This window comes from Kumtagia sp., assembly GCF_059502445.1.
Genome location: NZ_JCACER010000102.1, coordinates 1 through 15,151, shown reverse-complemented (window position 1 = coordinate 15,151; position 15,151 = coordinate 1). Strand labels below are relative to the sequence as shown.

Here is a 15,151-nt window from a genome sequence, read left to right as displayed (position 1 = left end):
CGACCTCGCTCATCATCGGGCCCCAGCCGGCCTCGTACCAGCCGACCGAGCCGTCGTCGAAGGTGACGTGCAGGTGCCCGTAATTGTCCTTGTCGGCCTCCGCCCACAGTTTTGCGCCGATGCCGTGCACCCGCACCGGCTTGGCGCCGGTGAGCTGGCACATCACGTCGACATAATGCACGCCGCAGTCGACGATCGGGATCAGCGAGTCGATAAGGTTCTTGTGCCAGTGCCAGGCCGGGCCGCTCGACTGCTGGTTGAGGTTGAGCCGCATCACCAGCGGCTTGCCGAGCGTCCGGCCCATCTCGATGAATTTGATCCAGGATGGATGGACGCGCAGGATGTAGCCCAGCACCAGCTTCTTGTTCCTGGCGCGCGCCGCGGCCACCACCTTCTCGGCGTCCTCGATGTTGGTGGCGATCGGCTTTTCCATGAACACGTGGCAGCCGGCGTCGAACGCCTTCAGCGTGTATTCGGCATGGGTGTTCGGCCAGGAGTTGATCGACACCGCATCGGGTTTGGCCTCCCTCAGCGCCTGGTCGTAATCCTCGTAGAGCGGGTAGCCCTTCAGCTCGTCCGGGATCCTTTTGGCTTTGATCGAACGGCTCATCAGCCCGACGATCTCGAAACCGGGATTGCGATGATAGGCGCTGGCGTGCGACGCCCCCATGTTGCCGAGGCCGACGACGAGGATTTTGACTTTGTCAGGCATGGTGCCCTCCCGATAGCGCTATAGTTCCGGTGCTTCTTCGCACCCCCCTCTGTCCTGCCGGACATCTCCCCCGCAAGGGGGGAGATCGGCTGGCCGCTTTGCCGGCGCCCAGGCTGCACCGCCGACGGCTGGCGAAATCCGAGGTGACGGCCAATCTCCCCCCTTGCGGGGGAGATGTCCGGCAGGACAGAGGGGGTGCGAAGAGGCACCAACCGAGCCGCCAGACATCAGTGCCGCTTCAGCGCTCCGATCACACCGCGTCGTCGAACATGTGCGCCCGCACGTTCTCGACGTCGATCGCCGCGAACGCGTCGCTCAGCTTGTAGGCGTCGGCGTCGGCCTTAACCTTGGCGTGGTCGAAATCGTTGGCAGCCTTGATCAGCTCGTTGGTGCAGACGTCCTCGGCCTTCACCGCCTCCTTGATCTGGCCGAGCTTCAGGGTCAGGTCGAAGAAGCTCTGCCAGCTCGCCATGTCGTGCGAGCCCCAGCCCTCGCGCTTGTCCATGTCGCCGCGGAAGACGTTGTCCTGCTGGAGCAGCGAGGTGGTGCCGAGTTCGGGTCCCGTGTTCTTGGCAAAGGCCGGGAACTGCTCGAACACGGCTTCGACCGCCGCGCGTGGGTTCTGGTGGCCGAATTCGAGGCCCATCGCCCAGCCGCGCAGGTATTTTTCCAGGAAAGCCTTCTTGTCCGGGTCCTCCAGATCGGCGGCGCGCACGACGAAGGTGTTGGCCGGCAGCTTGGATTTCTGCACGCCCAGCCAGTAGTCGAACTTCAGGCCGGTGGCGATCCATTCGGCGCGCAGGCCCTCCCAGGACAGCGCCGCGTCGCCCTGGCCGCCGGCCAGCGCCGTGCCCCAGGTCGGCCAGCCGGCCTCGACATATTTCACCTTGCTGACGTCGACGCCCTGGGCGGCCAGCATCGGATCGGTGATGGCCTGCCAGGCGGCCGAGCCGAGCAGCATCGTCTTGCCCTCGAGGCCCCTGAGGTCCGTCATGCCCTCGCCCTTGCGGAAGGCGATCGAGAAGGTGTCGCGCGCGCCCATGTGGAACACGGACTTCAGCTTCATGCCGTTCTGGAGGGCGAAGGAGAACACGCCGGGCGACGGAAAGCCCATGTCGGCCTGGCCGACGTCGACGAACTTGACCGTCGCCGTGCCGTCCGACGGGCCGGGCTGCATGTCGGTGTCGAGGTCGCCGAAATAGCCTGCCTTCTTGGCCGCCCAGTAGGGATAGTCGTCGAGCACCTCGAGCGTGCCGCGCGGCGATATCCAGGTGAATTTTTCGTAGGGAGCCGCCTCGGCGCGGCCGAACAGGCCGGAAGTGCCGAGCGCGGTGGCGGTCAACATGCCGGTGCCGGTCACCTGCAGGAAATAGCGGCGGCTCATCCCGCCGGCAAAAGGTCTCGTCATGTCATTCTCCCATTGTCGTTGACGCTCGTGTTCTTGTCTTCTTCGCGCCGGTGGCTCCTGTCGCTCAGGCCTCCCAGCTCGCCCATTTCTTCCCGATCAGGAAGAACAGCACGTAGATCAGGATGCCGAGGATGGAGAGGATCAGCACCACGGCGAAGAACTGCGGCATCTGGATCATCGAGGAATAGGTGGTGAGGCGGTTGCCGAGACCGAAGCCGCCGCCCACCATCTCGGCGCCGACGGCCGTCAGCAGGCCGAAGATCGCGCCGATCATCAGCCCGACCAGGATCATCGGCAGCGCCATCGGCGCCCGTATCTTCCAGAAGATCTGCAAGGTGCTCGCGCCATAGGAGCGGGCCAGCGCGATCTTGGCGCTGTCGACGCGGCGGAAGCCGGTGGCGGCGTTGATCATCACCATCGGCCCGGCGGCCAGCGCCACGGCGATGATGCGCGGCGTGTAGCCGAAGCCGAAGCGCAGGATCAGCAGCGGCACCAGCGCCAGCATCGGCGTGGTGACGAGCAGCAGGATGTAGGGTGCGACGATCTTTTCGGCGAAGGGGAACTGGGTCACCACCGCCGCCAGGATGAGGCCGACGACTGCGCCGATGGCGAAGCCGGACAGCAGCTCCACCAGCGTGTAGCCGAGATGCGGCGCGATCAGCGGGAACTCGTCGAACAGCGCCCAGGCGATCAGGCTGGGCGGCGGCATGATGTATTGCGGCACTTCGAAGAAACGCAACGCGAACTCCAGCCCGCCGATGACGATCACCGCCACCGCGACGATGGCCGCGACCTCGCGGCCCGACTTCACGCCCGGCCCGCCGGAGAAGGCGGAAAGGTTGGTCAGGCTGACGTCCCGCCCGTCGCCCGCCTTGGCCTTGTGGAACTCCGGAATGGCGTCGCTGCTCACGATCGCGTCCCTCAAGCCGCGGTTTCGGCCGGCCGGCGCGCCTTGGTGCCGGTACGGCCGCCGACGATGTCCATCTTGATGGCGTTGGTGAGATCGAAGACCTCTTTGGTCGCCATGATCTCCATCGAGCGCGGCCGCGGGAACGGCACCGGATACTCCTTCGCCACCCGCCCCGGCCGCGGCGACAGCACGATCACCCGGTCGGACAGGAAGATCGCCTCCTCGATCGAATGGGTGATGAAGACGATGGTGGTGGGCGCGTCCAGCCAGATCTCCTCGACCAGCCGGTTCATCTCGTCGCGAGTGAAGCTGTCGAGCGCGCCGAACGGCTCGTCCATCAAGAGCACCGACGGCTTCAGCGACAGCGCCCGCACGATGGCGGCGCGCTGCTGCATGCCGCCGGACAGCTCGCGCGGGAATTTTCCGCCAAAGCCGTCGAGGCCGACGCGGTCGAGCAGATGCGCGATCCAGGCGCGGTCGGGCTTCTCGCCCTTGATCTCGAAGGGAAAATTGATGTTGGCGTCGAGATTGCGCCAGGGCAGCAAATTGGCTTCCTGGAAGACAAGACCGATGTCGGGATGCGGGCCGGTGATCGGCTTGCCGTCGAGCAGGATCTCGCCGTCCGAAAGGCCGTGCAGGCCGGACATCGACCACAGCAGCGTGGTCTTGCCGCAGCCGGACGGGCCTACGACCGAGACGATCTCGTTGGCGGCGACGTGGAGGGTGCAGCGGTCCAGCGCCAGCAGGTCGCCCGACGCCGTGTGGTAGATCTTGGTCGCTTCCCGCACGCCAAGCTTCGGGGTCTTTGCATCGCCCGTGTTCATCCGCCCCTCGGAGAATGCGCGACGACCTCATGGATCGTCCGTCCGCGAAAATCAGTGTGTAACTATCCTACTTGCCTGTCAAGGCGCCAACCGGCGCCGCGACGCGCACGGCCCCACGATATCTATTATCCGATTGATTTTGCGTCCCTATCCGTTCCTTGAAAAACATGTTACTTTCCTACATACTGATTGCGCAACGGCGCCATACGCTACCGTCCCTTCACGCCACCGCGACGTTCACGGCCGGACATGGTAGGGCTCGGCAACGGCGCGACACGCGCGGCAATGAACGAGGCGCACCGATGACCGAAGCTCAAGGCGATGTCCGGCGGAGCGCAAGCGACGCCGCGCCCGGCCACGCGCCGCGCATTCCCGACATCATCTCGCAGGTGAAGGATTCCTACGCCGATCTTCGACCGGCGGAGCGTCGCGTGGCGGACGTCGTGCTCGACGATGTGCAGTTCGCGGTCGACGCCTCCAACGCGGCGCTGGCCGCGCGGGCGCGCGTCAGCGAGCCGACGGTCACCCGCTTCTGCCGCGCCATCGGCTGCGACGGCGTGCGCGACTTCAAGCTGAAGCTGGCGCAGAGCCTGGTGGTCGGCTCGCTCTATCTCGCCAAGCCGCCGGCCACCGCCGGCAGCGATAACGGCATGCCGTTCTGGAGCGCCGTGTTCGGTGAGGCGCAGCGGGCGCTGCACGAGGTCGAGCGGCAGCTCGACCCGGCCGAGCTGCAGAAGGCGGCCGAGCTGATCGCCAGGGCGCGCCAGGTCGCGGTGTTCGGCCTCGGCGGCAGTTCCTCCGCATTGGCGCAGGAGACGCAGTACCGGCTGTTCCGCTACGGCGTCACCGTCAGCGCCCACAGCGACCCCTACCTCATGCGCATGACCGCCTCGACGCTGAAGCCGGGCGACCTCGTCATCGCCATCTCGGCCACCGGGCGCACGCGCGAGGTCATCGAGGCGGTCGAGCTGGCGAAACACTACCGCGCCTCCGCCATCGGCGTGACGGCGCCCGACACGGAGCTGGCGCGGGCCTGCGACGTCCGCCTGACCGCATCGATCCCCGAATATCCGGACACGCTGAAGCCGACGGCGTCGCGCTACGCCTTCCTGGCGATCGTCGACCTGATGGCGGTGGCCGCCGGCTACAAGCTCGACGCCCCGGCGCGCGAGACGCTGCGGCGCATCAAGTACACCATCCAGTTGCACCGCGCCGGCAAGGAGATGGAGCCGCTGGGGGATTGACGCACGCCGCCGGGAGAATGCCTACCGCACCCGCCGCCGCTCCGAGGCCGGCTGGAAGGCGATGCGCGCATGGTAGCGGCAATAGGGCCCGTTCTCGGCGCAGTCGTTGCCGCAGAAGTGGAAGCCTTCGGCCAGCGGATCGCCGATCGGCCATTTGCAGGTCCGCTCGTTGAGCTGGATGAGCTGCAGGTTGCGCGAGATCGGAACGACGACGTTCTCCTCGTTGCGGACGCGCTCGCGCACCAGCGGCTCGGCGTCGAACTGCGTCTGCAGGGCGGTGGCGCCGAACGAGGAGGGAGCGGGCCGCGGCGCGGGGGCCGGGCGCGGCGCCTTGACCGTCGGCTGCGCGGGCTTCTTCTGCCGCGGGGTGGCCGTCTGCGTGCGGCCGCGGCCCGACAGCTTCAGGCGGTGGACCTTGCCGATCACCGCGTTGCGGCTGACCCCGCCAAGCTGGGCTGCGATCTGGCTGGCGCTCAATCCCTCGGCCCATAGCTTTCGGAGGGTCTCGACACGCTCGTCCGTCCAAATCATGGTCTTGCTCCTGCGCCGCCCGTGCGGGCGTCCGAATCCGTCAACACCCCGGCCACCGCCGGGTCGACACCACATATATATGTGTGGGTAGGCCGCCGCACGAAATCTAGCTATCTCGTAGTCTTTAAGTACCGTATTGACTGACTCCGTGACAAGAGTCCGTCATGCAACACGAATCAGAAAATTGGGTTTTCCCCAACTTGCCGACAAGTTGGCGGAACGGCCGACTCCACTGCGGCCGACGTTTCCGTTGACTTCACGGCCGAAAACTCCAATATGCTCGGCGAGGCCGCCGTTTTGGCGGCTTTTTTGATTTCTTCGAGGACGCATGCCCATGAGCGGATCGGCGCTTTTCGAGACTTTCGCCCGCGCTCCCCTGTCGTTCGAGCGCGGCGAGGGATGCTGGCTGATCGACGAGCGCGGACAGCGATATCTCGACTTCGCCGGCGGCATCGCCGTCAACTCGCTGGGCCACAGCCACCCCGCTTTGGTAAGCGCGCTGACCGAGCAGGCGCAGAAGCTCTGGCACGTCTCCAATCTATACGAGATCCCGGGCCAGCGCCGGCTGGCCGAGCGGCTTGTGGCCAACAGCTTCGCCGACAAGGTGTTCTTCACCAATTCCGGCGCCGAGGCGCTGGAATGCGCCATCAAGACGGCGCGCCGCTACCAGTATGTCTCCGGCCATCCCGAGCGCTTCCGCACCATCACCTTCGAGGGCGCCTTCCACGGCCGGACGCTGGCGACCATCGCCGCCGGCGGCCAGGCGAAATATCTGGAAGGTTTCGGCCCCAAGGTGGACGGCTTCGATCAGGTTCCGTTCGGCGACATGGAAGCCCTGGAGAAGGCGATCGGGCCCGAAACGGCGGCGATCCTGATCGAGCCGGTGCAGGGTGAGGGTGGGGTGCGCGAGGTGCCGACAGCCATGCTGAAGCGCCTGCGCGAGCTGTGCGACCAGCACGGCCTGCTGCTCGTCTACGACGAGGTGCAGTGCGGCATCGGCCGGACCGGCAAGCTGTTCGCCTATGAGCGCGCCGGCGTCGCGCCCGATCTGATGGCGATCGCCAAGGGCATCGGCGGCGGTTTTCCGATGGGCGCCTGCCTGGCGACCGACGACGCGGCCTCCGGCATGACGCCCGGCGTGCACGGCACCACCTTCGGCGGCAATCCGCTCGCCATGGCGGTCGGCAACGCCGTGCTCGACGTGGTGCTGGCGGACGGTTTCCTCGACGAGGTCGCGCGCAAGGCGCTGCTGTTCAAGCAGGGGCTGGCCGGACTCGCCGACGAGTTCCCCGAGGTGATCGAGGAGGTGCGCGGCGCCGGCCTGCTGCTCGGCATCAAGTGCCGCCAGCCCAACGCCAAAGTGTCGGCGGCGCTGCGCGACGAGAAGCTGCTCACCGTCCCGGCGGGCGACAACGTCGTGCGCCTGCTGCCGCCGCTGATCGTCGGCGACGAGGAGATCCGAGACGCGCTCGGCCGCATCCGCGCCGCCGCCGCCCGGCTGTCCACGTCTGCCGCCGCGTGACGGGACGGCGCCCATGACCAGCGACATCAGGCATTTCACCGACCTGTCGGCCGTTCCGGCGGCGGAGCTGCGCTCCATGCTGACCGACGCCGGCGCCCGCAAGGCCGAGATCAAGGCCGGCCGCCGCTCGCGCCCGCTGGACGGCAAGGTGCTCGCCATGATCTTCGACAAGCCGTCGACGCGCACCCGCGTCTCCTTCGACGTCGGCATGCGCCAGCTCGGCGGCGAGACCATCATGCTGACCGGCACCGAGATGCAGCTCGGCCGCAGCGAGACCATCGCCGACACCGCAAAAGTGCTGTCGCGCTATGTCGACGCCATCATGATCCGCACCACCCAGCACGAGCGGCTGCTGGAGCTCACCGAGAACGCCACCGTGCCGGTGATCAACGGGCTGACCGACGACACCCATCCCTGCCAGCTCATGGCCGACATCATGACCTTCGAGGAGCATCGCGGCCCGGTCGCCGGCAAGACCTTTGCCTGGGTCGGGGACGGCAACAACGTGCTGCATTCGCTGCTGGAAGCCTCGGCCCGCTTCGACTTCAACCTGCGCATCGCCGTGCCGGAAGGCAGCGAACCGGCGGACCGATATGTCGACTGGAGCAAGGCCAATGGCGGCGACATCCGCCTGACCCGCTCGGCCGAGGAGGCGGTGGAGGACGCCGACTGCGTCGTCACCGACTGCTGGGTGTCGATGGGCCAGGAGCACCGCGCCCGCGGCCACAACGTGTTCCTGCCCTACCAGGTCAACGAGCGGCTGATGCAGCGGGCCAGGCCCGACGCGCTGTTCATGCACTGCCTGCCGGCGCATCGCGGCGAGGAGGTCACCGACGCGGTGATCGACGGGCCGCATTCGGTGGTGTTCGACGAGGCCGAGAACCGGCTGCACGCCCAGAAGGCGGTGCTCGCCTGGTGCCTGCGCGCTTGAACGGTCTCGCCGGCGCGCCTATCTCTGCGGCATCACCCCGAAAGTGAACGCAATGCCTGCGGCGGCCATGACCGGCACCGCATGGCCAAGGGATTTGGTGCGATGACGGACAAGCAGCGCAGGCTCGGCGAGATCGGCTTTGCCGGCGACGACGACGTGGTGCCCTTCGAGGTGGAGGCGCTCGACGTGCGCGGCCGCGTCGTCCAGCTCGGCGCCATGCTCGACCGGATTCTTGCCCGCCACGCCTATCCCGAGCCGGTGGCGCGGCTGGTCGCCGAGGCCTGCCTGGTCACCGTGCTGCTCGGCACGTCGCTGAAGTTCGACGGAAAATTCATCCTGCAGACGCGCAGCGACGGGCCGGTCGACATGGTCGTCGCCGACTTCGCGACGCCGTCGTCGCTGCGCGCCTATGCGCGTTTCGACGAGGAACGGCTGGCCGCGGCGATCGCCGCCGGCGAGGATGCGCCGGAAAAGCTGCTGGGTGCCGGCGTGCTGGCGCTCACCATCGACCAGGGCGACCACACGCAGCGCTACCAGGGCATCGTGGCCCTCGACGGCACCGGCCTACAGGAGGCGGCGAAGGCCTACTTCCGCCAGTCCGAGCAGATCCCGACCGACGTGAAGCTGTCGGTCGGCAAGCTGGTGCTGCCCGGCGAGGGCGGCAGCCGCGAGCATTGGCGGGCCGGCGGGCTGCTGGCGCAGTTTCTGCCGAAGTCGGCCGAGCGCAGGCACGCGCCGGACCTTCCCGGCGGCGACGGCGATCCGCTCGCTTCGCCGCAGGAAGTCGCGGACGCCGCCTGGCAGGAGCTGCTGGCGCTGGTCGCCACCGTGGAGCACGAGGAACTGCTCGACCCGAAGGTCGGATCCGAGCGGCTGCTCTACCGGCTCTTCAACGAGCACGGCGTGCGCGTCTTCGAGGGCACGGCGGTCGAGGACCGCTGCTCCTGCTCGGAAGAGCGCATCCGCGGCATCCTCGCCGGCTTCACCGCCGAGGAAATCGAGGAGTCCGTCGAGGACGGCGTGATCCGCGTCAACTGCGAGTTCTGCTCGAAGGGCTACGCGTTCCAGCCGTCGGAGTTTTCTTCGGCGGAGGCGTGAAGGCCCACCAAGCCGTCCGGGGCGTATCGCCCGCTACGACTGGGCGGCTTGGCACTCGCGCAGCTTCTCGAAGGCTGCGTGGGTGCCGGTGAGATTCAGGACGAGCGAGTGCGGCATTGCCGCCCGGGCCGGACGGCTTGGCATGCCCGGTATTTGACGAGAAGTGTAATTCACCCGCTCAATCACCGTTAAGCTTGACGCGAGTGAGCGCTTTCGCTGGCGCAAACCTTTGATATCGTTTGTGCTTCTCATCAACGGAGCACTTCGATGCCTGTTGCCCGTCTCGCCGCCCTGGCCGGCCTCGCCGCGGCCGCCGCGTTCCTCGCCGCCCCTGCCAATGCGCTGACGATGCAGGAATGCAGCGCCAAGTACAACGCCGCAAAGGAAGCTGGTACGCTCGGCGACGTGAAATGGAACGATTTCCGCAAGTCCCAATGCGGGTCGGACGACGAGGCGGCAATCGCTCCGCCAGTCGAGAACAAGCTGAAGACTTCCAGCGTAAAGCCCGCCGCTGCCGCCGCCATGCAAGAGGCCAAGGGCCTGACGATGACCGAGTGCAGCACCAAGTACAAGGGCGCGCAGGAAGCCGGCGTGACGGGGTTGAAATGGAACGATTTCCGCAAGGCCGAATGCGGCCCCGGATCCGATCCGGTAGCGCTCAGCACCGACGGCGCGGCGGAGCCGGCCCCGGTCAACTTCGCGGCCCCGCGCGGCGTGACCTTCCCGCGCGGCGTCCCGGCAAAATATGCTGGCGAGACGCCGGCAAAGGCACGGATGCGTACCTGCCTCGACGCATACTACGCCAACAAGACCAACGACACGCTCGGCGGTCTGAAATGGGTGCAGAAGGGCGGCGGCTACTACAGCCTCTGCAACACCAGGCTGAAGGGGTGACGCCACCCGGCGCCGGCGCGGCTTCCTCGAAGCGCAAGCCTTGCAGGACGTCGACGCAGTGCCTTCGATCGAACTCGGCGTGTTCGAGCGTCAGAAACCCTGACGCGTTCGCAGGCTTGGCTCAGGGGACAGTTTACTTTCTTTCGGCAGAAAGCCGCAGCGGTTCAGAAGTCGCGCGGGCCGAAAAAAGTAAACTGTCCCCGGCGCTTATTCCTCAATTCACCGTGCGCCTCCCATCCGGGAGGTCGAGCGAAAAAGCCGGAATGGCGACGTCGAACGTGTCGCCGCGCGCGTTGCGCATGGTGTAGCGGCCGACCATGATGCCGGACGGCGTCGAGAGCGGGCAACCCGACATGTACTGGTAGCTGTCGCCCGGATCGAGCTCCGGCTGCTCGCCGACCACGCCCGGCCCGCGCACTTCCTCGACGCGGCCGGTTCCGTCGGTGATGTGCCAGTAGCGCGACAGGAGCTTCACGTGCTCGTCCGACTGGTTGTCGATGGTGACGCGGTAGCCCCAGACGTAGCGGCCCGCCTCGGGGTCGGAGCGGTCGGCCAGGTAGAAGGGCTCGACGCTCACTTCGATGTCGTGCGTCATGGTCCGGTACATGATGCGCTCCATAACGCCGTCAGGATCAACCTTGAAGACGGCGAGGTCAACCCGTCCTTTGGGTCCGGGAGGCCTATGCCGCCGCCTTCAGCGCCCGCTCGATGTCGGTCACAAGGTCGCCGGCATCCTCCAGCCCGACCGACAGCCTGACCGTGCCGGGGCCGATGCCGAGCTCGGCCCGCGCCTCGTCGGTTAGGTTCTTGTGCGTGGTCGTCGCCGGGTGCGTGATCAGGCTCTTGGCGTCGCCGAGATTGTTGGAGATCAGCACGATCTTCAGCGCGTTCTGGAAGGCGAAGGCCGCCTTCTTGCCGCCCTTCAGCTCGATGCAGATCAAAGTGGAGCCGCCGCTCATCTGCCGCTTCACCACGTCGGCCTGCGGATGGTCGGCGCGGCCGGGATAGATGACCCGGGCGATTTCCGGGCGCTCCGCCAGGAAGTCGGCGATCTTTGCGGCGCTCTCGGTCTGCTGGCGCACCCTGAGCGGCAGCGTCTCCAGCCCCTTCAACAGCGTCCAGGCGTTGAACGGCGACAGGCTGGGGCCCGTATGGCGGAAATAGTCGTGAAGGTTCTCGTCGATCCACTTCTTGTCGGAGAGGATGACGCCGCCGAGGCAGCGGCCCTGCCCGTCTATGTGCTTGGTGGCGGAATAGACGACGACATGCGCGCCGAGCTGCAGCGGCTTCTGCTGCAGCGGCGTGGCGAACACGTTGTCGACCACCAGCCGCGCGCCGATCTCGTTGGCGAGCTTCGCCACCGCGGCGATGTCGATCACCTCCAGCGTCGGATTGGTCGGGCTTTCCAGGAAGAACAGCTTTGTGTTCGGCCGCACCGCCTTGTGCCAGTTGGCGATGTCCGTGCCGTCGACCAGCGTCGCCTCGATGCCGTAGCGCGGCGCCAGCGTCTCCACCACCCAGCGGCACGAGCCGAACAGCGCGCGCGCCGCCACGATGTGGTCGCCGGCGCGAAGGCCGCACAGGATCGCCGAGGTGACGGCGGCCATGCCCGACGAGGTGGCGCGCGCGTCCTCGGCGCCTTCCAGCGCGCACATGCGCTTCTCGAACATGTCGACGGTGGGATTGGCGTAGCGCGAATAGATGAAGCCCGGCGTCTCGCCCTTGAAGCGGGCTTCGGCGGCTTCGGCGCTTTCGTAGACATAACCCTGGGTGAGAAAGATCGCCTCCGACGTCTCGCCGTGGTCGGAGCGCAGCGTGCCCCCGTGGACGAGGCTCGTCGCCGGCTTCCAGTCGCGTTCAGCGTCATGCGTCATGGGCGTTCCCCAAAAAACAAAAAACCGGCCGCGACGTCGCAACCGGTCCATATGGCCTTGGCGGCCCGACGGTCCTTTAGCGACTTGTTTAACGTGGCTGCAAGCCGACCGGCCAAATCACCACGGGATAAACCTCCCCATAAACCCGCCACACGCTTGCGTCAATCATGCGGTTGGCTAAAGCAGGATGTCCAACCGGAGCCGGCCGTGCGCGAAGAGGGAATATTAGCCGATCACCAGATCGCAGCCTTGTTCCACGGCGGCGCTCTGGCCGCCGCCCGGCCGCTCGACGCCGACCAGATCCAGCCGGCCAGCCTCGACCTGCGCCTCGGCGAAAAAGCCTACCGCGTGCGCGCCAGCTTCCTGCCGGGGCGCGAGCATCGCGTCGCCGACAAGCTCGCCCGGCTGAAGCTGCACGAGATCGACCTCAGCAACGGGGCGGTCCTGGAGACCGGCTGCGTCTACATCGTGCCGCTGCTGGAGAGCCTGAAGCTGCCCGCCGACGTCGCGGCCTCCGCCAACCCGAAGAGTTCGACCGGCCGCCTCGACATCTTCACCCGGGTGATGACCGATTTCGGCCAGGAGTTCGACAAGATCGCCACCGGCTATGCCGGGCCGCTGTGGCTGGAGGTCAGCCCGCGCACCTTCCCGATCGTCGTGCGCGCCGGCTCGCGCCTGTCGCAGATCCGCTTCCGCAAGGGCAATGCGGTGATCGGCGAGTTCTCGCTGCAGATGCTGCACGACACCGAGACGCTGGTCGCCGCCGAGGAGCCGAACATTTCGGGCAGCGGCATCGCGCTGTCCATCGACCTGATGGGCGACGCGAACGGCCTGGTCGGCTATCGCGGCAAGCACCACACCGGCATCGTCGACGTCGACAAGCGCGCCGCCCACGATGTGTTCGACTTCTGGGAGCCGCTCTACCGCCGCGGCGAGCCGGGCGAGCTGGTGCTCGACCCCGACGAGTTCTACATCCTGGTCAGCCGCGAGGCCGTGCACGTGCCGCCGTCCTACGCCGCCGAGATGACGCCGTTCGACCCGCTGGTCGGCGAGTTCCGCGTCCACTATGCCGGCTTCTTCGACCCCGGCTTCGGCCATTCGGCGGCCGGCGGCACTGGCAGCCGCGCCGTGCTGGAGGTGCGCAGCCACGAGGTGCCCTTCATCCTCGAGCACGGCCAGGTGGTCGGCCGGCTGGTCTACGAGCACATGCTGTCGCGGCCGAAGACGCTCTACGGCACCGACCTCGGCTCCAACTACCAGGCGCAGGGCCTGAAGCTGTCGAAGCATTTTCGCTGAGCGGGGCGTGGCGCAGGGGACAGCCATTGGTTTCCGGAGGGCGACCGGGCGGCAAAGCGTTCGATCGCGCAATGCCCTGTAGCTCGGAGTACGCTCCCCAGTTCTGCGCCGCCGGCACTCTCCGCCACCGGTACGGCATGGATCCTAGGGTCTTCGCCTCCGCTGCGCTCCGGCTCCGCCCTAGGATGACGAATGCATTGATATTGTTGGCTAATCGCCAAGGTTGAAGATTTGCGGAAACGCTCCTCTCTTCGTCATCCTATGGCGGAGCAGGCCGAAGGCCGTCGCGCAGACCATAGGATCCATGCCGGAACGCCAGCGAAGTGCTCCGGCGGTGCGGAAGTCCCACATCCTTGAGCAAAGCCGGGTGGTCGGTTAGCTGGTCTAAGAGCATATGCTGACCCCGCCAAAGGCGCTACGGCACCGACCTCGGCTCCAAATCAGCGAAACATCGCATCCTTCGCCGAGCCCAGACATGCATAGAAACCGCCGATGAACATCAGCTCCCGCACGGTGTGGTGCGATCTGCCCCAATGGCGATAGCTTTTCTTCGCATCGAGGTCTTTCGAATCCCGAAGCAGCCCAGGCATCATGCTGCGCGTGCATCCGAGAACATGGGCGCGGGCGGAATCGATGCCGCAGGCCTTGCTTCCCGCGTTGAGGTCAGCCACCCGAAGACGACCGGTCTGCTGATCGGCATTGCGCAGCAGAAACCGGACTTGCCCGCTCGAATAGCCTTGGCCCGACAGGTATTGGCTGAGTTGGGCGCGCCCCGCCTTGTAGGAAACCTTGCTGCACTGGGCGGCCCCGGATGCATTGACCGCAGAAGCGAGCAGCGTGCTCAGCACGACGCCGAAGATCGTCAAGCTTCTTGCCATAGCCTTCCCCCGCAATGCCGCCGCTATCGTCCTTGTTCGTATACCGTCCGCAACTCCCGCAGCTCCGCGCGCAACGCCTTGAGCTCGGCAAGAATGCTCTCCTGGTCGTCTTGCAGCGCCTGGCGCTCGGCGGTTTCCACCGCCTCGTGCTCGGCCTCCATGGCCGAGACGATGACGCCAATGAACAGGTTGAGCACGGTGAAGGAGGTGGCGACGATGAAGGGGATGAAGAACAGCCAGGCATAGGGATGGACCTCCATCACCGGCCGCACCACGCCGTCCGACCATCCTTCCAGCGTCATCACCTGGAACAGCGTGAACAGCGATTCGCCGACGTCGCCGAACAGCTGCGGGAACTGCGGGCCGTAGAGTTTCGTCGCCATCACCGCGAAGACGTAGAAGACCAGGCCGAGCAAGAGCACGATCGAGCCCATGCCGGGCAGCGCGGCGATGAAGCCGGTGACCACGCGCCTGAGCGACGGCACGATGCTGATCAGCCTGAGCACGCGCAGGATGCGCAGCGCCCGCAGCACCGACAGGCCGCCGGTCGCCGGCAGGAGCGCGATGCCGACGACGAACAGGTCGAAGATGCGCCAGGGATCGCGGAAGAAACCGGCGCGGTAGACGATGGCGCGCGCCGCCAGCTCCGCGACGAAGATCGCCAGGATCACCCGGTCGATGGCCGCCAGCAGCCCGCCGAAGCGCTCGACGGCAGCCGGCCACGTCTCCAGCCCGAGCGTCACGGCGTTGAGCAGGATCAGCGCCGTGATGGCGAGCTCGAAGCGGCGGGATTCGATCAGGGACTTCAGCGCGTTCATACAATCCTCGACGGTGTCGGAGCGCCGCAGATGTGGCGAGCGGCGGCTGCCGCGTCAAGCGCCGATCTCCGGCGCTGCGCAGAAAGGCGGCGGCGCGCGTCGTGGGAAGGAACAGGCAAGCTCGCCACGGGGCGATCGCATGAAGAATACCCCCACCCTGTGCAACCGATCAGATGCTTGACATTATGGACCGGGCACATGGTTGACACTT

Annotated in this window: 15 protein-coding genes and 1 riboswitch; of the genes, 6 read left to right on the top strand and 9 right to left on the bottom strand. The window is 66.7% G+C overall.

The window, feature by feature from the left end:
- From AC5JDC_RS27375 to AC5JDC_RS27360, 4 genes are all read right to left on the bottom strand, one after another.
- Positions 1-712: Gfo/Idh/MocA family protein (locus AC5JDC_RS27375; protein WP_495846451.1), on the bottom strand; the 712-nt coding region annotated here is incomplete at its 3' end.
- A gap of 250 nt (positions 713-962) precedes the next feature.
- The gene (locus AC5JDC_RS27370; protein ID WP_495846449.1) at positions 963-2,120 is read right to left on the bottom strand and encodes an ABC transporter substrate-binding protein; all 1,158 of its coding nucleotides are present in this window, start codon (positions 2,118-2,120) and stop codon (positions 963-965) included.
- A gap of 64 nt (positions 2,121-2,184) precedes the next feature.
- Positions 2,185-3,033, bottom strand: a complete 849-nt coding sequence (locus AC5JDC_RS27365; protein WP_495846453.1) for an ABC transporter permease — start codon at positions 3,031-3,033, stop codon at positions 2,185-2,187.
- Between the two features lie 8 nt (positions 3,034-3,041).
- A complete protein-coding gene (locus AC5JDC_RS27360; protein WP_495846447.1) occupies positions 3,042-3,854 on the bottom strand; it encodes an ABC transporter ATP-binding protein in 813 nt (270 codons plus the stop codon).
- Positions 3,855-4,156: 302 nt separating this feature from the next.
- Here AC5JDC_RS27360 and AC5JDC_RS27355 point away from each other — a divergent pair, with 302 nt between their 5' ends.
- Positions 4,157-5,098 (top strand): MurR/RpiR family transcriptional regulator, encoded by a 942-nt coding sequence (locus tag AC5JDC_RS27355; protein WP_495846445.1) that lies wholly within the window; start codon positions 4,157-4,159, stop codon positions 5,096-5,098.
- A 21-nt stretch (positions 5,099-5,119) separates the two neighbouring features.
- Here AC5JDC_RS27355 and AC5JDC_RS27350 read toward each other — a convergent pair whose 3' ends face one another.
- Positions 5,120-5,629 carry a GcrA family cell cycle regulator gene (locus AC5JDC_RS27350; protein ID WP_106774712.1) on the bottom strand — a complete coding sequence of 170 codons (510 nt, stop codon included), beginning with the start codon at positions 5,627-5,629 and terminating at the stop codon, positions 5,120-5,122.
- 334 nt (positions 5,630-5,963) lie between these two features.
- On the opposite strand from AC5JDC_RS27350, the gene AC5JDC_RS27345 reads away from it, so the two are divergent.
- The 4 genes from AC5JDC_RS27345 to AC5JDC_RS27330 all read left to right on the top strand — a co-directional run bounded on the left by AC5JDC_RS27345 (position 5,964) and on the right by AC5JDC_RS27330 (position 10,074).
- Positions 5,964-7,151 carry an aspartate aminotransferase family protein gene (locus tag AC5JDC_RS27345; RefSeq protein WP_106774713.1) on the top strand — a complete coding sequence of 396 codons (1,188 nt, stop codon included), beginning with the start codon at positions 5,964-5,966 and terminating at the stop codon, positions 7,149-7,151.
- 13 nt (positions 7,152-7,164) lie between these two features.
- Entirely contained in the window at positions 7,165-8,082 is a 918-nt protein-coding gene (argF, locus tag AC5JDC_RS27340) for an ornithine carbamoyltransferase (protein ID WP_495846443.1), read from the top strand.
- A 102-nt stretch (positions 8,083-8,184) separates the two neighbouring features.
- Positions 8,185-9,180: an Hsp33 family molecular chaperone gene (locus AC5JDC_RS27335; protein WP_495846441.1), complete on the top strand. Its 996-nt coding sequence runs from the start codon at positions 8,185-8,187 to the stop codon at positions 9,178-9,180.
- 267 nt (positions 9,181-9,447) lie between these two features.
- Positions 9,448-10,074: an antifreeze protein gene (locus AC5JDC_RS27330; protein ID WP_106774715.1), complete on the top strand. Its 627-nt coding sequence runs from the start codon at positions 9,448-9,450 to the stop codon at positions 10,072-10,074.
- Positions 10,075-10,288: 214 nt separating this feature from the next.
- On the opposite strand, the gene apaG is transcribed toward AC5JDC_RS27330, so the two are convergent.
- The gene (apaG, locus tag AC5JDC_RS27325) at positions 10,289-10,681 is read right to left on the bottom strand and encodes a Co2+/Mg2+ efflux facilitator ApaG/CorD (RefSeq protein ID WP_495846438.1); all 393 of its coding nucleotides are present in this window, start codon (positions 10,679-10,681) and stop codon (positions 10,289-10,291) included.
- Positions 10,682-10,754: 73 nt separating this feature from the next.
- Positions 10,755-11,948, bottom strand: coding sequence for an O-succinylhomoserine sulfhydrylase (locus tag AC5JDC_RS27320; RefSeq protein ID WP_495846436.1), 1,194 nt, complete (start codon positions 11,946-11,948; stop codon positions 10,755-10,757).
- Between the two features lie 56 nt (positions 11,949-12,004).
- Positions 12,005-12,082: riboswitch (SAM riboswitch) on the bottom strand.
- A 73-nt stretch (positions 12,083-12,155) separates the two neighbouring features.
- Between AC5JDC_RS27320 and AC5JDC_RS27315 the strand changes: the two genes are divergently transcribed.
- The gene (locus tag AC5JDC_RS27315; protein WP_495846434.1) at positions 12,156-13,244 is read left to right on the top strand and encodes a 2'-deoxycytidine 5'-triphosphate deaminase; all 1,089 of its coding nucleotides are present in this window, start codon (positions 12,156-12,158) and stop codon (positions 13,242-13,244) included.
- A 440-nt stretch (positions 13,245-13,684) separates the two neighbouring features.
- On the opposite strand, the gene AC5JDC_RS27310 is transcribed toward AC5JDC_RS27315, so the two are convergent.
- Both AC5JDC_RS27310 and AC5JDC_RS27305 read right to left on the bottom strand, forming a co-directional pair.
- Positions 13,685-14,110 (bottom strand): hypothetical protein, encoded by a 426-nt coding sequence (locus tag AC5JDC_RS27310; RefSeq protein ID WP_495846432.1) that lies wholly within the window; start codon positions 14,108-14,110, stop codon positions 13,685-13,687.
- Between the two features lie 35 nt (positions 14,111-14,145).
- The gene (locus AC5JDC_RS27305; RefSeq protein WP_495846430.1) at positions 14,146-14,940 is read right to left on the bottom strand and encodes an ion transporter; all 795 of its coding nucleotides are present in this window, start codon (positions 14,938-14,940) and stop codon (positions 14,146-14,148) included.
- Positions 14,941-15,151: the final 211 nt, after the last annotated feature.